This window comes from Amaricoccus sp. (assembly GCF_047602525.1).
Taxonomy (GTDB): domain Bacteria; phylum Pseudomonadota; class Alphaproteobacteria; order Rhodobacterales; family Rhodobacteraceae; genus Amaricoccus.
In genome coordinates this window covers 1,401,382-1,424,111 of sequence record NZ_JASGHB010000001.1, presented here as the reverse complement: position 1 = coordinate 1,424,111, position 22,730 = coordinate 1,401,382, and the positions used below count along the sequence as shown (strand labels likewise).

At 72.0% G+C, this 22,730-nt stretch carries 15 protein-coding genes and 2 pseudogenes; 12 read left to right on the top strand and 5 right to left on the bottom strand.

Annotated elements, in window-relative coordinates:
* Window positions 1–41 precede the first annotated feature (41 nt).
* The 3 genes from QM699_RS07440 (at window position 42) to QM699_RS07430 (ending at window position 7,169) form a co-directional block, all read left to right on the top strand.
* A complete protein-coding gene (locus QM699_RS07440) occupies window positions 42–1,130 on the top strand; it encodes a polyamine ABC transporter substrate-binding protein (RefSeq protein ID WP_415010531.1) in 1,089 nt (362 codons plus the stop codon).
* 183 nt (window positions 1,131–1,313) lie between these two features.
* A complete protein-coding gene (locus QM699_RS07435) occupies window positions 1,314–3,788 on the top strand; it encodes an ATP-binding protein (RefSeq protein ID WP_415010530.1) in 2,475 nt (824 codons plus the stop codon).
* A 108-nt stretch (window positions 3,789–3,896) separates the two neighbouring features.
* Window positions 3,897–7,169, top strand: a complete 3,273-nt coding sequence (locus QM699_RS07430) for a hypothetical protein (protein ID WP_415010529.1) — start codon at window positions 3,897–3,899, stop codon at window positions 7,167–7,169.
* On the opposite strand, the gene QM699_RS07425 is transcribed toward QM699_RS07430, so the two are convergent.
* Together QM699_RS07425 and QM699_RS07420 are read right to left on the bottom strand one after the other, a co-directional pair.
* Complete coding sequence (locus QM699_RS07425) at window positions 7,166–8,452, bottom strand: glucoamylase family protein (protein ID WP_415010528.1); 1,287 nt, start codon at window positions 8,450–8,452, stop codon at window positions 7,166–7,168. The genes QM699_RS07430 and QM699_RS07425 overlap by 4 nt on opposite strands.
* 56 nt (window positions 8,453–8,508) lie before the next feature.
* Window positions 8,509–10,467, bottom strand: coding sequence for an ATP-binding cassette domain-containing protein (locus tag QM699_RS07420; protein WP_415010527.1), 1,959 nt, complete (start codon window positions 10,465–10,467; stop codon window positions 8,509–8,511).
* 212 nt (window positions 10,468–10,679) lie between these two features.
* Here QM699_RS07420 and QM699_RS07415 point away from each other — a divergent pair, with 212 nt between their 5' ends.
* From QM699_RS07415 to QM699_RS07400, 4 genes are all read left to right on the top strand, one after another.
* The gene (locus QM699_RS07415) at window positions 10,680–12,914 is read left to right on the top strand and encodes a glycoside hydrolase family 3 C-terminal domain-containing protein (RefSeq protein ID WP_415010526.1); all 2,235 of its coding nucleotides are present in this window, start codon (window positions 10,680–10,682) and stop codon (window positions 12,912–12,914) included.
* Between the two features lies 1 nt (window position 12,915).
* A complete protein-coding gene (locus tag QM699_RS07410) occupies window positions 12,916–13,635 on the top strand; it encodes a sialate O-acetylesterase (RefSeq protein ID WP_415010525.1) in 720 nt (239 codons plus the stop codon).
* A gap of 199 nt (window positions 13,636–13,834) precedes the next feature.
* Complete coding sequence (locus QM699_RS07405; protein WP_415010524.1) at window positions 13,835–15,577, top strand: ABC transporter ATP-binding protein/permease; 1,743 nt, start codon at window positions 13,835–13,837, stop codon at window positions 15,575–15,577.
* A gap of 100 nt (window positions 15,578–15,677) precedes the next feature.
* Window positions 15,678–16,133: a GatB/YqeY domain-containing protein gene (locus QM699_RS07400; protein WP_415010523.1), complete on the top strand. Its 456-nt coding sequence runs from the start codon at window positions 15,678–15,680 to the stop codon at window positions 16,131–16,133.
* A 36-nt stretch (window positions 16,134–16,169) separates the two neighbouring features.
* Here the strand turns inward: QM699_RS07400 and QM699_RS07395 are convergent, their stop codons facing one another.
* Complete coding sequence (locus tag QM699_RS07395; RefSeq protein ID WP_415010522.1) at window positions 16,170–16,637, bottom strand: hypothetical protein; 468 nt, start codon at window positions 16,635–16,637, stop codon at window positions 16,170–16,172.
* Between the two features lie 164 nt (window positions 16,638–16,801).
* Between QM699_RS07395 and QM699_RS07390 the strand changes: the two genes are divergently transcribed.
* Both QM699_RS07390 and QM699_RS07385 read left to right on the top strand, forming a co-directional pair.
* Window positions 16,802–17,797, top strand: a complete 996-nt coding sequence (locus QM699_RS07390) for an aldose epimerase family protein (protein WP_415010521.1) — start codon at window positions 16,802–16,804, stop codon at window positions 17,795–17,797.
* Between the two features lie 45 nt (window positions 17,798–17,842).
* Complete coding sequence (locus QM699_RS07385) at window positions 17,843–18,739, top strand: PfkB family carbohydrate kinase (protein WP_415010520.1); 897 nt, start codon at window positions 17,843–17,845, stop codon at window positions 18,737–18,739.
* Here QM699_RS07385 and QM699_RS07380 read toward each other — a convergent pair.
* Entirely contained in the window at window positions 18,732–18,905 is a 174-nt protein-coding gene (locus tag QM699_RS07380) for a hypothetical protein (RefSeq protein WP_415012711.1), read from the bottom strand. The two genes, QM699_RS07385 and QM699_RS07380, sit on opposite strands and share 8 nt — an antisense overlap.
* Window positions 18,906–19,011: 106 nt before the next feature.
* Window positions 19,012–19,944, bottom strand: a pseudogene (locus QM699_RS07375) (AGE family epimerase/isomerase); the annotation flags it as partial.
* A gap of 304 nt (window positions 19,945–20,248) precedes the next feature.
* On the opposite strand from QM699_RS07375, the gene denD reads away from it, so the two are divergent.
* The 3 genes and pseudogenes from denD (at window position 20,249) to QM699_RS07360 (ending at window position 22,730) form a co-directional block, all read left to right on the top strand.
* On the top strand, window positions 20,249–21,232 hold the full coding sequence (gene denD / locus QM699_RS07370) for a D-erythronate dehydrogenase (RefSeq protein ID WP_415010519.1): 984 nt from the start codon (window positions 20,249–20,251) through the stop codon (window positions 21,230–21,232).
* Window positions 21,233–21,322: 90 nt separating this feature from the next.
* Window positions 21,323–21,594, top strand: a pseudogene (locus tag QM699_RS07365) (oxidoreductase); the annotation flags it as partial.
* Between the two features lie 176 nt (window positions 21,595–21,770).
* Entirely contained in the window at window positions 21,771–22,730 is a 960-nt protein-coding gene (locus tag QM699_RS07360) for a FliM/FliN family flagellar motor switch protein (protein WP_415010518.1), read from the top strand.

Sequence of the window (22,730 nt, the reverse complement as noted above, 5' to 3'; positions counted from 1 at the left end):
GTTAGGGTCGGTGCGACGTGGCATCGTTCAAGGATTCGTCAATGCTTCATCGCCTGATCCTCGCGGCCGGATTCGGCCTGCTGGCTGCGCCCGGCTTCGCCCAGGACAAGACCGTCCACATCTACAACTGGTCGGACTACATCGCCGAAGACACCGTGAAGAAGTTCGAGGCGGAAACCGGGTACAAGGTCGTCTACGACGTCTACGACTCCAACGAGGTGCTTGAGGCGAAGCTGCTCGCGGGGAACTCCGGGTACGACGTGGTTGTCCCCACTTCGAGCTTCTTCGCCCGGCAGCTCAAGGCCGGGGTCTATCAGGAGGTGGACAAGTCGAAGCTGCCGAACCTGAAGAACATGGATCCGGGTCTCATGAAGGGCGCGACGGCGTATGATCCGGACAACGCCCACTCGGTCATCTACATGTGGGGCACCACCGGACTCGGCTACAACGAGGATGCGGTGAAGAAGCGGCTGGGCGACGACGCGCCGACCGACAGCTGGGCGCTGATCTTCGATCCGAAGTACGCCGCGAAACTCGCCGATTGCGGCATCACGATGCTCGACTCCCAGACCGACGTGATGCAGAGCGCGCTCGCCTATCTCGGGCTCGACCCGAAGTCGACGAGCGCCGACGACATGGAGAAGGCGGCGGCGCTGCTTCAGACGGTGCGGCCCTACATCCGCTATTTCCACTCCTCGCAGTACATCTCGGATCTGGCGAACGGCGAGGTCTGCGTGTCGCTCGGCTATTCCGGCGACGTGTTCATCGCCGCCGACCGGGCGGAGCAGGCGGGCAACGGGGTGAAGATCAGCTACTCGGTGCCGAAGGAAGGCGCGCAGCAGTGGTTCGACCTGATGGCGATCCCGGCCGACGCGCCGAACCCGGAGGGCGCGCTGGCCTGGATGAACTTCATCATGGAGCCGCAGATCACCGCCGACATCACTAACTACGTCTGGTACGCGAACGCGAACACGGCGGCGATGCCGCTGGTGGAAGACGACATCAAGAACGATCCGGCGATCTTTCCGCCGGCCGAAATCCTGGCGAAGCTTTTTCCAACCGTGGTTTACGACGCGAAGCTCGATCGCGTGATGACGCGGCTGTGGACCAAGGTGCAAACGGGGCAGTAAATCGTCCTACAGCGCGCCGTGAGCGTTTCATCAAGTTCGAGCCGCCGGTTTTCGTGTCAGACCGGCGGCTTTACGGCGCGATCACACTACCTGGGCGACAAGTGATTTGCGGTGTGCTATTTCAGGTTGAATTAATCCTGCTGCCTCTAGATCGGGCGGCAAAATCTGTGACCGGCAGGAGAGATGGACGGGTCCGACGTGGCGCGACGACATACCCGGCGGACTGCGAGCATTGCAATCGCGGCGGTGCTGGTCGGGGTGGGCCTGCTTGGCAAGGTCTACGACGACCAGGGGCGGGAGGCCTGGCGGCAGCAGTCGCGCGCCCGGGTGGGCGAGGGGCTGAACCTCATTGCGTCCGACCTGCAGGGCCGGATCGAGGCCGACGCGCAGCTGGTCCGCGGCCTCATCGCGGTGGTGAGCGCCGACCCCGGAATTGATCCCGACCGCTTCCACCGGATCGGTGCGGAGCTGCTCAACGGCCAGCCGGAATCGCGGATGGTCACCGCTGCGCCCGACCGCATCGTCTCGATGGTCTATCCCGAGGATGGCGACCTGGTGCGGATCGGCTACGAGTTTCGCCCCGAGACGTTGCCGGCCGAGATCCTCGAGCCCGGATCGCACAGCATCGCGCTGGTGGGGCCGATCGAGGCGCACTTCGGCGGCCAGGTTTTCTCGGTGCGGGCTGCGGTCTTCGTGGGTCCGAGCCAGTTGTTCTGGGGCATCGTCTCGCTGGTGATCGACGCGCCGGCCTTGTTCCGGGTGGCGGGCGTGGACAACCCGATGCTGCCGTTCGACGTGGCGGTGGAGTCGCGGAACAGCGACGGGGCCGAGGCGGTGTTCGGCAATCCCTCGGTGCACCTGTCCGATCCGGTGCAGGCCGAGGTGAAGGTGCCGGGCGGGACCTGGGTTCTTGCGGCGGTGCCACGGGGCGGCTGGTCGGAGCCGCCGTCGCTCTGGGTGACGCGGACAGTCTTCGTGATGCTCGCCGCGGCGCTCGTCGGCGCGATCCTCGCGGCGACGCGCATCGCCGAGGCGCGGCAGCGGCAGGTGGCGATCATCCACGAGCGCGAGGCCGAGCTGTCGCGGCTTTCCTGGCGGCTCGAGTTTGCGCTGGCCAGCTCGAACGTCGGGGTCTGGGACGTGGATCTCGCGACGGATGAGCTGTTCTGGGACGCGCGTGCCAAGGCGCTGTTCGGCCACGGCCACGACGCGGGTCCGTTCTTCGGCTTCAAGGACTGGGAGGCCGTGGTGCATCCCGACGACCGGGCGCGCGCGACCGCCGAAGCCGACCGGGCGGTGAAGGAGAGCGGGCTCTTCGCGTCACGCTACCGCATCGTGCTGCCGAGCGGCGAGGTGCGGCACATCCGCGACATGGCGCGGGTCCATGCCGACGCCGACGGCCGGCGCCGCCTCGTCGGGCTGATCTGGGACGTGACCGAGGAGGTGGAGCGGCAGGAGGAGCTCGAGTTGAAGCGGGTGGAGGCAGAGGCGGCAACGACGGCGAAGTCGCGCTTCCTCGCCTCGATGAGCCACGAGATCCGCACGCCGATGAGCGGGGTCCTGGGCGTCCTCGGCCTGATGCTCGACGATCCGTTGCCGCCGCAGCAGCGCGAGCGGGCGCGGATCGCGCTCGCCTCGGCAGAGGCGCTGCTCGAAATTCTCAATGACATCCTCGACTTCTCGAAGCTCGAAGCGGCGCAGGTCGTGCTTGGCCGGGAGCCCGTCGACATCCGCGGGCTGGTCGGCGAGGTGATGGAGCTGATGTCGCCGAATGCGACCCGCAAGGGACTTGCGATCAGCCACGCGGTTTCGGCTGCGGTGCCGCGTTTCGTGCTGGCCGATCCGCTGCGGCTGCGGCAGATCCTCACGAACTTTCTCAGCAACGCCACGAAGTTCACCAACCAGGGCGAGATCATGGTCCGGGTCGACTACATGGGCGCGGCGTCGGGCGAGCTGGTGATCGAGGTGGAGGACACCGGCATCGGGGTCTCGCCCGAGCACCAGGCGGCGATCTTCCAGCGGTTCATCCAGGCGGACGACAGTCTGGCGCGGCGCGCTGGCGGCACCGGGCTCGGGCTCTCGATCTCGTCGCAGCTCGCGGAGCTGATGGGGGGCCGCGTGACGCTGCGCAGCGTCGTGGGCATGGGCAGCACGTTCCGGGTCGAGATCCCGTGCCGGGCGGTGGCGGCGGAAGACGTCGGGCGCGAGGAGCGGTCGGACAGTGCCCGTCCGGCGCCGATGCGCGTGCTGCTGGCCGAGGACCATGCGACGAACCAGTACGTGATCGGCGCCTATCTTCGCGACGCGGGGCATACGGTGACGCTGGTGGAAACCGGCGCCGACGCGGTGCGGGCCGTGCGCGACGGCGACTTCGACGTGGTGCTGATGGACGTGCAGATGCCGGTGATGGACGGGCTGGCGGCGGCGGCGGCGATTCGCGCCCTCGATGGCCCGGCCGCCGCGGTGCCGATCCTGGCGCTGACGGCGAGCGCGATGCCGGGGGACCGCGAGGCCTGCCTTGCGGCGGGAATGAACGGCCACCTGACCAAGCCGATCAACGCCGCGAACCTGCGCGCGGCGCTGCGGGAGGTGGCGGCCTCGCCACCGCTCGACGATGAGGACGGGCCGGCGCCAAGCCTGCGGACCGGAACCTCCTGACGCCCGATGGGCGGGCCGGCTGCAAGCAGGGGTTGCATCGCGCCGCCGGCTGCGCTCCGCTCCCCGGCAAGCCGGCACGAGTCCGGCCGGGTTTCCGGGAGAGACGCCATGGCAGCGATCCGCACTTTCGAGACGCCGCGCGAGAGCGGCCTCGGCCTCCGCCGCATCGAGAGCCCGTCGGGGGTGGCGGCGGCGCTTTTGCCGAACGGCTGCCTGTTCGCGCTCGAGCATCGCGGCGCGTCGACGCGAACGCTCGTCAGCCAGATCGAGGGCTCGGGCCTCGACGGCGGCATCGGCCGGCTGTTCCTGCGGGTCGGGCCGGGCGGTGCCGGTGCGGAGGTGGTCGAGGTGGTCGGGCCGGGCGCGCGCGTGGAGATCGCCGCCGGGGACGACCGCTTCGTCTGGCGGGGCGAGACGGCGGGCCTCCGCCACCGCGTGACGCTGTGGCTGCATCCCGCCCGCGCGGTCTGGCTCTGGCGGGTCGAGGTGTCCAATGCGCGCGCAGAGGCCGCCACGTGCGACGCGACGCTGCTGCAGGACCTCGGCATCGGCGGCCGCGGCTTTGTCCTCAGCAACGAGGCGTATGCCTCGCAGTACATCGACCACCACCCCACGCGGCACCCGGCCTGCGGCTGGGTGGTGATGAGCCGGCAGAACCTGGCGCAGGGCGGCGCCCACCCCTGGGTGGCGCACGGCTGCCGCGAGGGCGCCGCTTCGTTCGCTACCGACGCGCTGCACCTGCTCGGGCCGGAATTCCGCGATGCCGGCCGCATCGACCCGGCCCGCGAGCTGCCGAGCGCCTGCCTGCAGCACGAGGTCGCCTGCCCGACGATCCGCTCGGCAGCGGTGACGCTCGGGCCGGGCGAGACGGCCACCTGGAGCTTCTTCGCGGTGTTCGAGCCGGATCATCCCGCCGCGTCGGGGCCGGACGATCTGGCCCGGATCGACGCGGGCCTCGCGGCGCTCGACGACTTCGTGCCGCAGGATCCGGCCTTCGCCGCACCGGCGCGGAGCCTCCTGCAGGAGGCTCCGCCGCTCGCCGGGCGCGCACTGGCGGCGGCCGAGATCGCCGGCCGGTATCCCGATCGGGCGGGCGAGGAGACGGAGGACGGGCGGCTGCTCTCGTTTTTCACCGGGGCGGGCAGCGGCAGCCGGCATGTGGTGCTGCGCGAGAAGGAGCGCACGCTCGCCCGGCGGCACGGCGCGATCCTGCGCACCGGGCAGGGGATGCTGCTCGACGAGACGACGATGTGCGCGACGGTCTGGATGCACGGGGTGTTCGCCTCGCTGCTCTCGCTCGGCAACACCTCGTTCCACCGGCTGTTCTCGGCGTCGCGCGACCCCTACAACATCACCCGCTCCGGCGGTCTGCGCCTCCTTGTGGAGGTCGAAGGCGGCTGGCGGCTGCTGGCCGAGCCATCGGCGTTCGAGATGGGGCTGTCGGAGGCGCGGTGGATCTACGTGCTCGACGGCCGGACGGTGACGGTCGAGGCGGCGGCGTCGGGCGACGACCCGGCGATGCAGTGGCGCGTGGCCGTCGAGGGCGCGCCCTGCCGGCTGCTGGCATTTGCCGGCGTGGTGCTCGGCGAGCGCGAACTCGACACCGCGGGGCGCGTCGAGATCGACGCCGACCGCAAGCGGATCGCGTTCCGGCCCGATCCGGGCTGGCTCTGGGGCAAGACCTACCCGCAGGCGGTCTATCACCTCGTCACCGCCACCCCGGAGGCCGTGGAGGCGATCGGTGGCGACGAACTGCTCTATCCCGACGGCGTGGCGCGTGGCGGCGGCTTCGTCGCGATCCGCACCGCGCCGACGTCGGCGCTGGAGCTGGCGGTCGTCGGCGCCCTCGCCGACCCGGACGCGGCGGAGCGGCTGGCGGCGCGCCATGCGGCCGGGGTGCCGATGGCGGACGGGCGCGCGGCGGCGGCGCGCTACTGGGACCACGTGACCCGCGGGCTGCGCCTCGAGGGGGGCGACGATGTGGCGGCCGCCGATACGTTTTTCCCCTGGCTCGCGCAGAACGCGATGATCCACCTGACGGTGCCGCACGGCCTGGAGCAGTCGGGCGGCGCGGCATGGGGGACGCGCGACGTCTGCCAGGGGCCGGTCGAGTTCCTGCTGGCGCTGGAGCATGACGCGGCGGTGCGGGAGATCCTGCTGCTCGTGTTCGCGCAGCAGTTCGAGGCGCGCGGCGACTGGCCGCAGTGGTTCATGCTCGACCCCTACGGCCAGATCCGCGACCGGCACAGCCACGGCGACGTCATCGTCTGGCCGCTGAAGGCGCTCTGCGACTACCTCGATGCGACCGACGATTTCGCGGTGCTGGACGCGGAAGTGGCGTGGCGGCGCGACGACGACCTGACGGCGACGGCGCGGCGCGACACGATCGCCGCGCATGTGGAGAAGCTGCTTGCCACCGTGCGCGAGCGGTTCATCCCGGGCACGCACCTGATCCGCTACGGCGAGGGAGACTGGAACGACTCGCTGCAGCCGGCGGATCCGCGGATGCGCGACTGGATGGTGTCGAGCTGGACGGTGGCGCTGCTCTGGCAGCAGCTCGGGCGCTATGCCGCGCTGCTGGCGCGCGCCGGGCGGGACGGCGCGGCGCTGGTGGCGCTGGCAGACGCGGTGCGGGACGACTTCCGGCGCTGGCTGGTGCGCGAGGGCACGGTGGCGGGCTATGCGCTGTTCGACGCGGGCGGCGGCGACCCGGAGCTGCTGCTGCATCCGTCGGATCGGCGGACGGGCCTCCGCTATTCGCTCCTGCCGATCACCCAGGGGATCGTGGCGGGGCTGTTCGATGCCGGGGCGGCGGCGCATCATGCGGCGCTCGCCGCCGAGCACCTGGGCTTTCCCGACGGGTTCCGGCTGATGGACCGGCCGGTCGCCTATCATGGCGGCACCGAGCGGAATCTTCGCCGGGCGGAGTCGGCGGCGTTCTTCGGGCGCGAGATCGGGCTCATGTACGTCCACGCCCATCTGCGTCACGGCGAGGCGCTGGCCGCACTCGGCGACGCGGCGGGCGTGTGGCGGGTGCTGGCCGCCGCGAACCCGGTCGTGGTCGCGGAGCGGGTGCCGAACGCCACGCGCCGGCAGCGGAACGCCTATTTCAGCTCGTCGGACGCGGGCTTTCCCGACCGGGCGCATGCGACTGCCGACTGGGAGCGGCTGCGGGCGGGTGAGGTGCCGGCGGACGGCGGGTGGCGGGTCTATTCGAGCGGGCCGGGGCTCACAGTCAACCTGCTGCTCTGCCACGCCCTCGGGCTCGGCCGGCGCGCGGGACGGCGGACCCCGGCGCCGGTGCTGCCCGAAGGTGCGGGGCCGGTGACGGTGAGCTGGCAGGTCGACGGGCGACCGGCGCGCTGGGTGCTCGGCGGCTAGCTGACCGGCGCCGCCTCGAGGTGCGGGCTGGTGAAGCCGAGGCGGCGGAGGCCGGTGGCGATCTCGGGCGCGCTCATGAACAGGCGCCAGAGCAGGCCGCTGCGGGCGTTCTCGATCATCACCACGATCGGACCCTGGTCGATCGCGAGGTGCGAGTCGGCGTACCAGCCGGCGGTCTCGCTGAAGGCGTCGATGAAGCCGAGGTCGCGGAACAGCCGGTCGCCCATGTCGTCGTGGAAGTGGCGGAGCGCGGCCATCGACGCGTCCGGCGTGTAGGGGAAGGCCGAGAGCGCGGCGGTCGGGGAGATGACACCGAGGTCGTTGGTCGGCGAGTGCGCGTCGTAGCCGTTGACGCTGTCGCTCGCGGTCAGGCCCCAGCAGTCGGGGCCGTAGCCGGCGAAGCCCTTCGGGTTGGCGATGCAGTGGGCGCGGTTCAGCCGGCTGTGGGCGACGTTCTGCGCCCAGTAGTCGGCGTAGCGGTCGGCGAGGCCGCGCGGGTCGAGGCCGAGGAAGGAATACTGCGACAGGAAGAGCGGGCCGCCGCCGTCCGGGCCGAGGGGCAGGGTGATGCCCTCCGCCGTGCGGCCGCTCAGGAAGTCGCGACCCTCGGCCCAGCCGCGATGGTAGACCTCGGGCGAGACGGCGTAGCGCGGCGCGGCGGCGGCGAGGACGTAGGTGATGAGGCACTCGTTCCAGCCGCGGATCTCGTGGTTCATCGACCAGCCGTTGTTCGGGCTCCAGTGCCAGGTCAGCACGTTCCTGCCGTCGCGGGTGTGCCAGTCCCACTCGGCTTCCCGCCACATCCAGTCGATTGCGGCGCGCAGCCGGCGCTCCTCCTCGCTGTCGGCGTCGAAGAACTGCCGCGCGGTGAGCAGGCCCATGAGCAGGAACGAGGTCTCGACGAGGTCGGCGCCGTCGTCCTTGCGGCTGAAGGGGATGGTGCGGCCGGTATCGCCGTTGAGGAAGTGCGGCCAGATGCCGTGGTAGCTGTCGGCCTTGAGCAGGAAGCGCGCCACGGTCCACAGGCGCTCGACCGCCGCGTCGCGCGCGATCCAGCCGCGGGAGACGCCGGCGATGATCGCCATGATGCCGAAGCCGGTGCCGCCGGTCGTCACCGCCTCGAGGCCGTAGCGCGCGGTGACGTTGCTGCGCTCGCGGGCCATGCCGCAGGCGGGGTGGGCGAAATCCCAGAAGTAGCGCAGGGTCTGGCGCTGCACCCGGTCGAGCAGCGCCTCGTCGCCGGGCGTGGGGCGCCACGCGCCGCCGGTCGTGTGGGATCGCATGGGGGTCCTCCGCTGCCGCCTGCGGCTCATCCTATACGTGAGCCCGCGGCACCGGGCTACTGCAGGCGCAGCGACGGAGCGGCGCTGGCGAGGCGCGCGGCCACCGGCGCCGGGACCGGATCGGCGTCGGCGACGGCGCTTGCCAGCGCGACCGAGGGGGTGAGCATCAGGGTCTGGTTGTAGAACGGCCGGCCGGCGGCGTCGGTCGGGGCGGCGGCGGTGTGCAGCACCGAGAGGATCACCGTGTCGGGCAGGCGCTCCTCGAGCGCGTGATGGAACTCCGCCGCCGCCTTCGGGTCGAGCGCGGAGGTCGATTCGTCGAGCAGCAGGATATCGGGCTCCTGCAGCAGCATCCGCGCCAGCACCAGCCGCTGCCGCTGGCCGCCCGAGAGCACGTCGCGCCACGGCCGCCCGCCGTGCAGCGCCTCGTCGAGATCGCGGATGAAGCCGCCGAGGCCGGCGCGCGACAGCACCTCGGCGACGGCGAGCCGGTCGTAGTTGTCGCTGACCCGCCGGGGATAGGCGACGAGCTGGCCGAGGCTGAGGTGGTCGGGCAGGTCGGCTTCCTGTGCCGCGAGGAAGACGCGGGCGCCGGCCGCGACGCCGATCCGGCCGCCGCCGTAGGGCCAGAGCCCAGCCACGGCCTTGAGCAGCGAGCTCTTGCCACAGCCGCTCGGCCCGCTGACATGCAGCCGGTCGCCCCGGCGCAGCACCAGCCGGGGCAGGCGCACGAAGGGCAGCACGTCGTGGCCGCGATGGCACAGCTCGAGATCCTCGAGCACCAGCATCGGCCCGGCGACCAGTTCGCGCCGCTTGAAGGCGCTGCGGCCGGTCTCGCCATAGAAGCGGTCGCGGTCGCGCACCCGCTCCACCGCGGCGGCGAGCGCGGTCAGGCGGGCGGCGTTGGCGCGCAGCACCGCGATCTCGGTCATCACGTTGGTGAACCACGACGCGCCGGCGATCAGCTCGGTCGTCAGCTCCGAGGCGGCGACGTAGGAGCGAAAGCTCATGCTGCCCGCCATGAACGCCGGCAGCGCGGGCACGTAGGCGAGCAGGCGCTGGGACAGGAAGTTCGTCACCTCGGTGAACATCAGCATGGTGGCGACCCAGACATTCTGCTTGCGCCACGCCCGGTCGATCGCGCCGTAGAGCCGCGCGTTGGTGTCGCGCTGCACGAACTGCCCGCGGGAGGCGGCAACGAGGCCGACGCGGCTCAGCATCGAGGCCAGCTCGCCACGCCAGGCGCCGTCGCTCTCCTGCCGCTCCAGCGTCCGCTGCTGCACGCCGCGGCCGACGTGCCAGGCGAAGAGCGTGACGAGCGGCATGTAGAGCGTGACGAGGCCGAGCGCGAGGATGGCGGTGCCATAGTCGCCGGGCACGAGGTCGATGTGGCCGGCGATCGCCGGCCCGAGCACGGTCTCGAGCCCGCGGTTCGCCGCGGCGCCGATCCGGTCGAGGAAGTCGACTGGCTCGCTGCGGGCGACGAGCGCCACGGTGACGAACCAGACCGAGGCCACGGCGCCGATGAACCCCATGACGAGGCCGATCAGTCCGCCGAAGAGGTGGTCGGTGCAGATGTCGAGCCGCTGGTCGATCGAGTCGGGCAGCCGCCCGCCGTTGCCGGCGGCGCCCCGGTCGCTCATCAGGTCGAGCGCGATGCGCTGGTCGGAGAGGATCTCGGCGTCGAAGCGGGCGATGAGCCAGCGCCGGGCGCGGCGGTGCAGCGTCGTCGAGACGAGGTGCCGCAAGGCGAGCCCGAGCGAGCGGGCGAGCGCGATGCCGAAATAGGCGAGGCCGGAGAGCAGGATCACCCGCCCGGGATCGACCGCGCCGGGCCGGTGGAATTCTGCGAGCGAGGCGATGAAGTCGGCGCTCGCCGTGGCGGTCCAGACCGCGGCCTTGCTGACGAGGAGCGTGATCGCCAGAACCACGGCGGTGAGCGCCCACGCCTCGCGCCAGCGCTCCGACATCCAGTAGGCCGAGACGAGGCCCCAGAACGTCGTGCAACGCTTCATCGTGGCCCCTCTCCGCAGGGCGCCGCGAAGCCGCGTGGCGGCATGATTGACCGACTGTCCTCCATCTCCCCTTCTCCGAGGGGTCACCCCGCGGAAATCCTACGCCTGTGCGCGAGATCCTGCCGAGTGCGATGTTAACTCATGGTAAACCGATTGATAGGAATTCGTAAAATCGGCGGTCTCTACGCCCACGACACCGGGGAAGTGTTGCAATGAGGAAACGCTTTGCGCGGCCCGCGCACATCGGCAATCGCGCCTGGAGCATCGCCTGCGGCATGACGCTGCGGCAGCTGGCGGGGCAGCTCACGTCGATCGACGCGGGCCGCTACCAGCAGCTGACGGGCGAGGACATCGCGCTCGGCGTGGCGCGCGGCGACGTCGGCGGCACCGGCCTCGTCGGCGAGCGTCTGGCCGAGCTGCAGCAGGCGGCCGTGGCGAACGGCCACCCGCCGCTGCTGGTCAAGGACGACGGGCGGCGCGGGTTCTACCAGATCGCGCCGTTCCCGCTCTACTGCTTCGACATGGATCTGGTGCGGCGCGCGCACGTCGAGGCGGCCGGCGACGCGCGGCTGGCCGGCGTCACGCTGATCCGGCTCACCTGCGACTATGCCTTCGCGCAGAACCAGGGGCGCACGCAGGAGGGCGGCATCGTCTCCGACCCGGTGTTCATGAGCGACGTGACGCGGGCGAGCACCGAGGGGCTGCTCGGCGCCGGGCGCCTCGCCGTGGTGCTGAAGCACCTCGGGCCGTACCAGTACACGGCCGGTCCCGACTACACCGCGCTGCCGATCGAGCGGGTCGAGTTCCTCGAGACCGTGCTGCCGCGCTACGACGGCGGTTTCGCGGCCGGCGCGCACGGGGTGATGATGAGCTTCGTCGCGCTGAACGGCGTGCCGGCGCACGCCGACCCGTTCCTGCGCGACATCGCCAAGGCCAAGGCCGGGCCGGGGGCGATCATCGAGTCCGACTACGACGGCATCTACGAGCTCTACGGCGGCTTCGGCTATGCCGCGAGCCCGAAGGAGGCGGCGCTGCGCGGCTTCCGCGACGGGGGCGTGCACATCGACCTGTGCTCGCTCCTGTTCCTCCAGCATCTGCCGGCGCTAGTGGAGGAGGGGCGCATCGAGGAGGAGGCGCTGCTGGTGCGCGCCGCCGAGATGCTGGAGCTGAAGGACCGGGTGGGCGTGCTCGACGACCCGATGCTCGGCACCGCGCCCGACCGCGAGGCGCGCCTGCTCGACCGGCCGGCGCCCGCCGCGCGCGAGATGGCCCGCGCCTCGGTGGTGATGCTGCGCCCGCGCGAGCCCGATCCGGCCGTGCTGCCGATCCCGGCAGAGGCGCAGGTCTGCGTGCTCGGGCCGCTGGCGGAGCAGGATCCTGAGGACTGGCTCGGCGCCTATTCCAGCCATGGCAACCGGCACCTCGAGATCGTCTCGACGCCGCTCGCCGGCATCCGGGCGCACTGGCCGGCGGCCACCTGTGCCCGCGGCTGCGACTATGACGGTGCGGAGGAGGAAATCGCCGCTGCCGTGGAACTGGCGCGGACGGCGAGCCATGTCGTGGTCTTCCTCGGCGAGCCGCACGCGTGGAGCGGCGAGTCCGCGACGCTGGCCGAGCCGCGGCTGCCGCAGGTGCAGCGCCGGCTGGTCGCGGCGGTGCGGGCGGCGAATCCGGGCGCGGTGCTCGTCGTCTTCGTCACCGCCGGCCGGGCGCTGCATCTCCCGCCGGAGGTCGAGGCGGCGGACGCGCTGTTCTGGACGGCGCATACCGGGACGTTCGCCGGCGAGGCGATCGGCGACATCCTCGCCGGCGCCGAGCCGACGGGGCGGCTGTCGCACGGGCTGCCGATCGGTGACGGGATCACCTCGGGGTTCGACTCGCGCGCGGCCCGCACCGACCGCCCGGCGGTGCCGGTGGTGGCGGGCTCGGCCTCGCGGCGCCAGCGGCACCACTGGTGCGCCTACTACCTCGGGCTCGGCGCGCGCTGGCCGGCCGCCTACACCTTCGGCGAGGGCTATTCCTACACCCGCTTCGCGCTGTCGGACTGGGCGCTCGACGGCGCCCGGATGTCGGTGGCGGAGGGCACGGTGCTGACGGCGACGGCGCGGGTGACGAACACCGGCGACCGGGCCGGAACCGAGACGGTGCAGCTCTATCACCAGGATCTGGTCTGCGAGGAACGGGTGCCGCGCCTGCTTGAACGGCTCGGGCACGCGCAGGTGACGCTGGCCGCGGGGGAATCGGCCGAGGTGCGGTTCACCGTGACGCCGGCGATGCTGGCGAAATACGGCCGTGACTGGCGGACGGGGCGGCAGCCGTGGCCGGACAGCGCGCCGGGCCTGAACCCCGACCGGCTGTTCATCGTGCAGAACGAGGGGCAGGCGCTCGACGCGATCGAGCGCTTCGGCGACGCGCCCTGCGTGCTCAGCTTCACGCTGGAGCCCTGAGATGACGACGTGGGTGTTTCCGCTCGCCGGCCAGAGCAACATGGTGAGCCGGGCCGACGCCGACGGCTCGGCGCCCTGGCCCGGGGCGGTGCGCTTCATGACGGCGGAGGGGCTCGTCGCCCCCTCCGACGAGATCGCGGCGCCGGAGGGCAACGGCGGGCCGGTGCTGATCGCCAAGTGTTTCGCCGCCGACTTCCTCGCCGCGCATCCGGGCGACGCGATCGTGTTCGTCGCGGGCGCGGTCGGCGGCACCAGCTTCTGGAACCACCGCTGGAACCCGGGGGATGACCTCTACGACGCGCTCGTCTCCCTGACGCGGCAGGCGCTGGCGGCGCATCCCGACTGGCAGCTCCGGGCGCTGCTGTTCCAGGGGTTCGAGACCGACGCGTCGAACGCCATGCTGCCCACCACGTTCCGCCGGGCGATCGACCGTTTCGTCCGGGCGATCCGGGCCGACCTCGGCGCCGGCCTGCCCATCGTCTTCGGCGAGCTGCCGCCGGGCTTCGTCGGCGACGACCCGGTGCGCGCGGCGATCCGCAACGAGGTGCGCCTCGCGGCGGAGCGCTGGCCGGGGATCGCCGTGGTGTCGAGCCGCGAGCCGACGCCGGCCGAGGACGACGGGCTGCACTATTCGACGGCCGGTCTCGTCGCGCTCGGCCACCGCTATGCGGCCGGTCTCGCGGCAGCGGAGGCGACGGCCGGGACGGAGGCCGGCGTCTGAGCGAGCCGTGGCGGGAGAGGCACGGCAGCGTGAACGGGCGGATTTCGCGCGTGAAACGGTGTGTATACGTCCGAGATAGTACATAATAATATCAGATAGTTATTGCCGGTTTCGAACGCCCGCAGCAAGCCGCGGCCTCCAACCGGAGGTCGCTGCGAGGGTGGATGGCGTCCGGCGGGCGGCCGTGGCATGTGGGGGCATGAGCCCGCCGCCCGAGCCCTCCCGTCCCGTCGGCGCCACCGCGCGCCTGCGGGCCATCGCCCGCGAGATCAACCGCACGCCGGGGCGGCTGCGGCTGATCCTGCTCGCCGGGGGGCTCTTCGTGGTCATCGTGCTGACCGCGGTGATGCAGGTGCGGCTGAACGCCTGGAACCAGCCGTTCTACGACGCGATCGAGCGGCGGGACTGGCACGGCTTCCTGCACCAGCTCGGCGTCTTCTTCGTGATCGCCTCCGGCCTCCTGATCCTGAACGTGGCGCAGACGACGGCGAACCAGCTGATCCGGGTGCGGCTGCGCGACCTCGCGACGCGGGATCTCATCGGCAACTGGATGACTGCCGGGCGCGCCACCCGGATCGGCCGCGCGGGCGAGATCGGGGTGAACCCGGACCAGCGTATCCAGGCCGACACCCAGACGCTCACCGAATACACCGCCGACCTCGGCATCGGCCTGCTGCAATCCACCATCCTGCTGATCGGTTTCATCGGCGTGCTGTGGGTGCTGTCGAAGGACGTGGTGATCCCGATCGGCGGGCGGGATCTTGCGATTCCCGGCTACATGGTGTGGGCGGCGCTGCTCTACGCCGCGTCGGGTTCGTTCATCTCATGGCGGTTCGGCCGGCCGCTGGTGCGGCTCGGAACCGACCGCTACGCCCATGAGGCGGAGTTTCGCGCCAGCGTGGTGCAGGCGTCGCAGCACGCCGAGGGGATCGCGCTCGCCAACGGCGAGGCCGAGAGCCGGCGGGTGCTCGAGGCGAGCCTTGCCTCGCTCGTCGGCGTCCTGCGGCAGGTCGCCTTCGCGCGGGCGCGGCTGACCTGGGTGACGGCGGGCTATGGCTGGGTGGCGCTGGTGTTTCCGATCATCGTCGCGGCGCCGGGCTATTTCGCCGGGCGCCTCAGCTTCGGCGAGCTGATGATGGTGGTCGGCGCCTTCAACCAGGTGCAGTCGTCGCTGCGCTGGTTCGTCGACAACACCGGCGTCATCGCCGACTGGCGGGCGGCGCTGTTCCGGGTGATGAGCTTTCGCGAGGCGCTGGTCGGGCTCGATGCGGCGGACGCGGCGGGCGGCGTCATCGCGCGCGAGGAGACCGAGGCGGGCCCGCTGGTGCTCGACGCGGTGCGCGTGCGCAGCCGGCACGGCACCGTCTCGCTGGCCGACGACCGGGTGGAGGTGGGCGCCGGTGAACGGGTGCTGCTGCTCGGCCAGCCGGGGTCGGGGCGGACGACGTTCTTCCTGGCGCTCGCCGGGCTCTGGCGCAACGGCGAGGGGCGCATCACCATGCCGCCGGGCGCGCAGGTCGCCTATCTGACGCAGCGGCCGCTGCTGCCCACGGGGGTGCTGCGCGAGGCGCTGGTGCCGGAGGGGGTCACCCCGGACGATGCGGCCATCGGGACCGCGCTGGCGCGCGTCGGCCTCGGGCAGCTCTCCGGCCGGCTCGACCAGGCCGGGCGCTGGGACGTGGAACTGGGCACGGGCGAGCAGGAGCGGCTGGGCTATGCCCGCCTGCTGCTGGCGCGGCCGGCGTGGCTGGTGGCCGACGAGGGGCTCGATCCGCGCGACGATCCGAACCGCCAGCTGCTGCTCTCGATCCTGTCGCAGGAACTGGCCGGGACCGCGGTGGTCAACATCTCGCAGCGGCGCGAGCCGGCGGGCTTCTACGGTCGGGTGGTGGAGCTGGTGACGGCCGACGGGCTGGAGGAGCCGGCCGCGGAGCCGGCCTGACGCGGTGCGAGATCAAGGGCTTGTCGCGGGATGACGGCCTTGTGACGCAGGGGGCGAACGACTATACACGGGCGCCTTGCCGCAGCCGGGAGCCGCCGAGATGATCCGCGAGAGACTGTCGAACGACCTCAAGGAGGCGATCAAGGCCAAGGAGCCGACCCGGGTCTCGACCCTGCGGCTGATCCTCGCGGCGGTGAAGGACCGCGACATCGCGGCGCGGAGCGAGGAGAATGCCGACGGCGTGCCCGACACGGAGATCCTCGCGATCCTCGGCAAGATGATCAAGCAGCGGCAGGAGAGTGCCCGGATCTACGAGGAGGGCGGCCGGCTCGACCTCTCCGAACAGGAGCTGTCGGAAATCGAGGTGATCCGCGCCTATCTGCCGAAACAGATGACCGAGGCCGAGGTCGAGGCGGCGGTGCGCGGGGCGATCGCCGAGACCGGCGCGGCCTCGGTGCGCGACATGGGCAAGGTCATGGGCATCCTCAAGGCGCGGTTTGCCGGCAAGATGGACTTCGCGGTGGCGGGCGCGGCGGTGAAGGCCGCATTCCGCTGAATCCGGCGCGCCGGGGGAAACCAGCACGCCCGATCCTCAGGTGTCTAACGCTCCCCAGGCGGCGGGACGCGGGGCTGGCGGTGCGATCCGGTGGCGGAAGACGAGCAGCAGCCCGACGGCCACGAGCGCCACGGCGCCGCCCACGTGGTGCGACAGGCCATGGCCGCCCCGGGTGACGAGCGCGCCCGCAACGACGTTGCTGAGCGACGCGCCGATGCCCTGGACCGTCATCACCGCGGCGAGGCCGACGTTGAAGCGCCCGGTGCCGGCGAGCAGCCGCTCGACCAGAACCGGCGTGACGATGCCGATCAGGCCTGCGCCGATGCCGTCGAGCGCCTGCACCGGCAGCACGACCCAGAACCCGGTGAAGCTGCCCGCGAGCAGGCCGCGCAGGGGCAGGGCGCGCAGGGCGACGAACAGGACTGCGAGCAGGCCGAAGCGCCGGATCAGGAACGGCGCGGCGGCGGCGACGCCGATCATCGCTGAGGCGCGAGTGATGGCCACGGACGCTTCTCCCAATGTTCGGCGCGGCAGGCGCCCGGACGGCTGCGTGCGCGTGGCGCACCCAGCCGTCAAGCGCGAGCGCGCCCGCTTGGTTCCCGAGCGAAAATCGCTGGCGAGGGGCCGGGCGGCCATGCCACAACCGGGCGCGAAGACGGGAGGGCGCAATGAGAAAGCGACTGTTCGGCCGGACCGACGACGGGCACGCGGTGGACGAGGTGGTGCTCGAGAGCAGCGCGGCGGCGATCTCGGTGCTGAGCCTCGGCTGCATCATGCGCGACTGGCGGGTCGACGGTCCCCGCGGCAGCCTGCCGATGCTGCTCGGGTTCCCGACGCTCGAGGGCTATCTCCATCGCGCGCGGTCGCATGGGGCGATCGTCGGGCGGGTGGCGAACCGGACGGCGGGGGCGGCATTCGAGCTCGACGGCCAGCGGTTCGAGCTGACGGCGAACGACGGGCGCAACCACCTGCACGGCGGCACGATGGGGCTCGGCCGGCGGATCTGGGACATGGAGGTCGAGCGCGCCTCGAACACGGTTTTTCTCGCCTATGCCAGCCCGGACGGCGAGCAGGGCTATCCCGGCGCGGTGGACTTCCGGGTGAGCCTGAAGCTCGACGGGCCGCGGCTGGTCTGCGAGATGTCGGGCCTGCCGGATCGGCCGACGCCGGTGAACCTAGCGAATCACAACTACTACAATCTCGGCGGGTCGGGTACGGTGCAGGACCACGTGCTGGTGCTGGGCGCGGATCGCTATACCCCCGTCGATGCCGAGCTGATCCCAACGGGCGAGCTCCGCTCGGTCGAGGGCACCGATCTCGATTTCACCGAGGAACGCGAGATCGGCGACCGGAAGATCGACCACAACCTCGTGCTGCGCGACGACCGCGACCGCAAGCGGCCGGCGGCGCGGATGCTCTGCCCGCGGACCGGGCGCAAGCTCGACCTCTGGACCGACGAGCCGGGCCTGCAGGTCTTCAACGCATTCAACATGACGATCCCGGGCACCGGCCTCGACGGGCAGACCTACGGCCCGTACGCCGGGATCTGCCTTGAGGCGCAGCACTTTCCCGACACGCTGCACCATCCGGAGTGGCCCGGGATCATCGCGACGCCGGAGGCGCCGTATTTCCAGCGGCTGGTGGTCGAGATCGGGCAGGCGTAAGGCGGGCCGCGCGACGGCGCCGCCCGACCGGGGGACGTGACGGCAATGGGCACGACGGTGGTGTGCTGCGGGTCGGCGACCTACGACCTCCTCTATCAGGTCGAGCGGCTGCCGCTCGGGCCGGGGAAGATCCTGCCGACGGCGATGCTGGAGGTGGCGCACGGCATGGCGACGAGTGCGGCGACGGCGATTGCACGGCTCGGCGGGCAGGCGCGGCTGATCGCGCGGATCGGCGACGACCAACGCGGCACGCTGTTCCTGCGCGAGATCGGCGCGGCGGGGGTTGACTGTGCCATGGTGCGCCGGGTGGCGGACGCCCCCACGCCGCTCTGCTCGGTGCTGATCGACGCGGAGGGCGAGCGGCTGGTGGTGCCGTATTACAGCCCGGCGCTGGGGTCCGATCCGGGGTGGATCCCGCTCGACGCGGTGGCGGCGGCGGACGCGGTGCTCTGCGACGTTCGCTGGCCGGAGGGGGCGGCGGTGGTGCTCGATGCGGCGCGCGCGGCGGGCCGCCTCGCGGTGCTCGACGCCGACGTCGGCCCGCCGGAGGTGATCCTCGATCTCGCGGAGCGGGCGAGCCATGCGGTGTTTTCCGAGCCGGCGGCGCTGGTCTGCGTCGGCGGCGCCTCGATCGAGGAGTCGCTCCGCGCGCTCGCGGCCCGGCTGCCCGGCTTTGTCGCGGTCACGGCCGGGGCCGAGGGCTGCTTCTGGCTCGCGGGCGACGAGGTGCGCCAGCTGCGGCCGCCGCCGGTCGAGGCGGTCGACACGCTGGCGGCGGGCGACGTCTTCCACGGCGCCTTCACACTGGCGCTGGCCGAGGGGCGCGGCGAGGTGGCGGCGCTGGCCTTTGCCACCGTGGCCGCCTCGCTGAAGTGCCGGCAGTTCGGCGGCCGGCTCGGCGCGCCGGACCGCGCCGAGGTCGAGGCGCTGCTGGTCAGCTGAGCGCAAGCTCGCGGTCGATAAGCCCGCGGGTGATCGAGCCGGTGGCCGGCAGGAGCGGGATCAGGCACGCCTGCAGCGCGTGGTAGAGGTCCGGCTTGCCGGTGAACAGCGGATCGGTGCCGTCGTCGCGCGGCTGGGTGAACCATCCGCCGCTGGCCCGGTCGATCAGCTCGCCCGCGACGAAGTCCCAGATCTTGCGATACCAGAATCTCGTAGTCGGCCGAGGGGCGCAGCGCGTTCAGCGAGGCCGCCGCGCCGATCCCCTCCGCCGCCGGCCACCACAGCCGGTTGCGCAGCCGCGGCTCGCCGTCCCAGCCAAGCGTATAGACGAAACCGCCGCGCGGGTCCCAGGCGTCGGTCGTCGCGCGCAGGAACAGCGCCTCGGCCGCGTCGGGCAGCCAGTCGAGGCGCTCTTCGCCGAGCTGCCAGAGCTGCAGCAGCAGGCGGGTCCATTCGAGCGAATGGCCGGGCGTCGTGCCGTAGGGGCGAAAGACGTCGCCGTTGGCATAGGCTGGATCGGGCTGCCAGTCGGCATCGAAGTGCTCCAGCACGCGCCAGCCGTTCTCGGCGGCGGTCATGGCGATGACGCGGGTGGCGATGCGCTCGGCCATGCCCAGGTACTGCGAGTCGCCGGTCGCCTCGAAGGCGGCCATCAGCGCCTCGGTCATGTGCATGTTGGAATTCTGGCCGCGATAGCCGCCGACCGGGCTCCAGTCGCCGGCGAATTCCTCGGCGACGGCGCCGTGCGCCTCCTCCCAGAACCGGGTGCGGATCACCTCGGACACGTCGTCGAGCAGGCGATCGGCATCCGGGTGGCCGGCGATCCTTGCCGAGCTGGCGGCGAGCAGGACGAAGGCGTGGCCGTAAGCCTGCCGGGTGTCGTCGCCGGCCGCGCCCGCGCCCCAGCGGTAGCCGCCGTGCGCGGCGTCCCGGTGGGCGGTCCAGAGATAGCTCATGCCGTGGTCGATGAACCGCTCGGCACCGGGCCGGCCGAGCAGGCGGGCGACGGAGAAGCAGTGGACGAGCCGCGTGGCGGTGTGCAGCTCGCGCCGCTCGTCCGGCAGCGGCCGGCCGCGGTCGTCGAGGGTGAAGAAGCCGCCGTGCGGGTCGATGCTCTCCGGCTCGAAGAAGTCGAAGAGGGCGCTCGCCTGGTCGAGGAGCCACAGGCGGTGGTAGGGCAGGGCGGTCCAGATCAGCGAGCTCATGGGTATCCTCGGGGGGCGCGCGGCGGGGAACGTCTCGCGCCGGACCATGTCCCGAACCGGACGGCGCGTCGAGGGGGGAGAGTCGAGGCGCCGGGCGGCGCGGTGCCTCCGGGTTCGCGGGTCATCGCGCGGGGCCGCGCCGCTAAGGGGCTTCCCGACCAGTCCCGGCCGCGAGCCGGGCAATCCTTTTCAGCAAGAGGAAGGCAGGAAGGGGTGCGGGCGCGCGGGCGGCCGCTCCGGCGTCACGTTGCCGCGGCGGCGCGCGGCGTGCTAGCGAGGGGCAAAACCGTTGGGGAGGAAGACGATGAAGGCTCTGGTGATCGGGGCGGCCGGAATGGTCGGCACCAAGCTCGCGCGCTCGTTCGGCACCGATCCGGTGCCGGGGCTCGACGGCCTGGCGCTGGTCGATGTCGTCGCGCCGGCCGTGCCGGCCGAGGTGACGGCCGCCGGGATCGCGGCGACGTCCGGCGTGCTCGACCTGCGCGACGGCGCGGCGGTCGCCGCCGTGGCGGCGGATCGGCCGGACGTGATCTTCCATCTCGCGGCCATCGTCTCGGGCGAGGCGGAGGCGGATTTCGAGAAGGGCTATGCCGTCAACTTCGATGGCACGCGCACGCTCTTCGAGGCGATCCGGGCCCAGCCGGACTATTGCCCGCGGGTGGTCTTCACCTCGTCGATCGCGGTCTTCGGCGCGCCCTTCCCCGACGCCATTCCCGACGCCTACCACCTGACGCCGCTGACGAGCTACGGCACGCAGAAGGCCATGGGCGAGCTGCTGCTCGCCGACTATTCCCGCCGCGGGTTCTTCGATGGCGTCGGCATCCGCCTGCCGACGATCTGCATCCGGCCGGGCAGGCCGAACAAGGCGGCGTCGGGGTTTTTCTCCGGCATCCTGCGCGAGCCGCTGGTCGGGCAGGAGGCGGTGCTGCCGGTCGAGGACGACGTGCGGCACTGGCACGCCAGCCCGCGGGCGGCGGTCGGGTTCCTGCGCCACGCGATGACGCTCGACACCGCCCCGCTCGGAGCGCGGCGCAGCCTGACCATGCCGGGCCTGTCGGCGACCGTCGGCGAGCAGATCGAGGCGCTGCGCCGGGTCGCGGGAGACAAGGCGGCGGGCCTGATCCGGCGCGTGCCGGACGCGACGATCCGCGGCATCGTCGCCGGCTGGCCGACCCGCTTCGACGCGGCGCGCGCGACCGGGCTCGGCTTCCGGGCCGAGACTTCGTTCGACGAGATCATCGCCGCCCACGTCGAGGACGAACTCGGCGGGGTGATCGGTCCGCGCTGACCCCACCGGCCGGCTCGACCCGCCCCGCGTCCACTTCCGTGCGCCTGCGCCGGAGGCTCGGCGCCTCGGGACCGGGGGGAGGACGCCGCGATGGGCTTCAGGGCGGTCGTGGTCGAGAAGGACGCCGACGGGCAGATCCGGGCGGACGCGCGGGAGATCGAGACGGCCGACCTGCCCGAGGGCGAGGTCACGGTCGCTGTCGAGTAGTCGACGCCGAACTCTACAAGGACGGCCTCTGCCTCGGCTCGGGTGGCGGGCGCGTGCGCCGCTGTCCCCACGTGCCGGGGATCGACTTCGCCGGGCGGGTCGAGGCGTCGTCGGATCCGCGCTTCCGCCCGGGCGACGTGGTGGGGCTGACCGGGCGGCCGAGGTGCCCGCGCTCGGGGCGGAGATCCTGCTTGGGCGCGTGCAGGGCCGGATCCCTGTAGACGTTACCGCCTGAGTTCCGCCGGTTAAGGTCTCGTTCACCAAGGTTGCGGATAGAAGAGGCGAGAGCCGCGACGACCGGCGGCGGGCAGGCAGGCAAGTGGTGAGTTCCATGGCTTCAGGCGGCGTCCTCGCGCGCAAGCTCAAGCAGCAGGGGATCGCGCGCTCGCCGTTGCCCGACAGCGAGTTCGTCGGTCAGGCCTTTGCCCGGCAGATCGAGAAGGTGCTGCGCCCGCTGGTCAAGGCGCCGGTGGGCGCCATGGTGATCGACGCGCGAACCGTGAAAGTGGCCGAGGCGCTGCAGGGCGTCCCGGTGCCGGCGATGCTGTGCCTCGTGTCCATGGAGGGCGCCAAGGGGCAGGGGCTCCTGATGATCGACGGCGACCTTGCCTATCACTTGGTCGACCTGATGCTGGGCGGCGATGCGGGCACGGCGCCGATGCCGATCGCCCGGACGTTCACCGCGATCGACATGGCGCTCTGCGCGCTGGCCCAGACGGCGGTGCTCGGCGCGATAGACGAGGCGCTGGCCGCCGCGTTCGGCCGCCCGCTCGATGCCCCCCTCCAGAGCGCCGGCCAGATGCAGGACATCGGGCAGGTGCGCTTCGCCGCGCCGCATGTCGACGTGATGGTCTACAGCGTCGCGCTCGACATCGGCTCTGCCGCGCGCGCGGGCGTGCTGAACCTGATGCTGCCGCTCGGGATGCTCGACGTGGTCTGCGCCTCGATGCAGGCCAAGGCGGATCAGGTGCCGCAGGGCGAGACGGCCGACCTCTGGCGGGTGCAGATGCGCCGGGCGGCGACGCTCGCGCCGGTGGTGCTTGACGCGGTGCTGCACACGCAGCGCATGTCGGTCGACGCGGCGCTGGCGCTGAAGGTCGGCGACATCATCGAGGTGCCGGCCGCCGCCGTCGCCGAGATCCAGCTGGTCATCGACCAGCGCGGCGGCCGGCGGGCACAGCTGGCGGCTGGCCGGCTCGGCGCCTATCGCGGTGCCAAGGTGGTGAAGCTCGACGGCCCGCCCGATCCGCGGGTCGGCGAGCACGTGCGCCGCGCGCTGCGCCGCAGTTAA

Coding starts and splice junctions, on each gene's coding strand:
- QM699_RS07440 (WP_415010531.1), top strand. CDS start 42: ATGCTTCATCGCCTGATCCTCGCGGCCGGATTCGGCCTGCTGGCTGCG.
- QM699_RS07435 (WP_415010530.1), top strand. CDS start 1,314: ATGGACGGGTCCGACGTGGCGCGACGACATACCCGGCGGACTGCGAGC.
- QM699_RS07430 (WP_415010529.1), top strand. CDS start 3,897: ATGGCAGCGATCCGCACTTTCGAGACGCCGCGCGAGAGCGGCCTCGGC.
- QM699_RS07425 (WP_415010528.1), bottom strand. CDS start 8,452: ATGCGATCCCACACGACCGGCGGCGCGTGGCGCCCCACGCCCGGCGAC.
- QM699_RS07420 (WP_415010527.1), bottom strand. CDS start 10,467: ATGAAGCGTTGCACGACGTTCTGGGGCCTCGTCTCGGCCTACTGGATG.
- QM699_RS07415 (WP_415010526.1), top strand. CDS start 10,680: ATGAGGAAACGCTTTGCGCGGCCCGCGCACATCGGCAATCGCGCCTGG.
- QM699_RS07410 (WP_415010525.1), top strand. CDS start 12,916: ATGACGACGTGGGTGTTTCCGCTCGCCGGCCAGAGCAACATGGTGAGC.
- QM699_RS07405 (WP_415010524.1), top strand. CDS start 13,835: ATGAGCCCGCCGCCCGAGCCCTCCCGTCCCGTCGGCGCCACCGCGCGC.
- QM699_RS07400 (WP_415010523.1), top strand. CDS start 15,678: ATGATCCGCGAGAGACTGTCGAACGACCTCAAGGAGGCGATCAAGGCC.
- QM699_RS07390 (WP_415010521.1), top strand. CDS start 16,802: ATGAGAAAGCGACTGTTCGGCCGGACCGACGACGGGCACGCGGTGGAC.
- QM699_RS07385 (WP_415010520.1), top strand. CDS start 17,843: ATGGGCACGACGGTGGTGTGCTGCGGGTCGGCGACCTACGACCTCCTC.
- denD (WP_415010519.1), top strand. CDS start 20,249: ATGAAGGCTCTGGTGATCGGGGCGGCCGGAATGGTCGGCACCAAGCTC.
- QM699_RS07360 (WP_415010518.1), top strand. CDS start 21,771: ATGGCTTCAGGCGGCGTCCTCGCGCGCAAGCTCAAGCAGCAGGGGATC.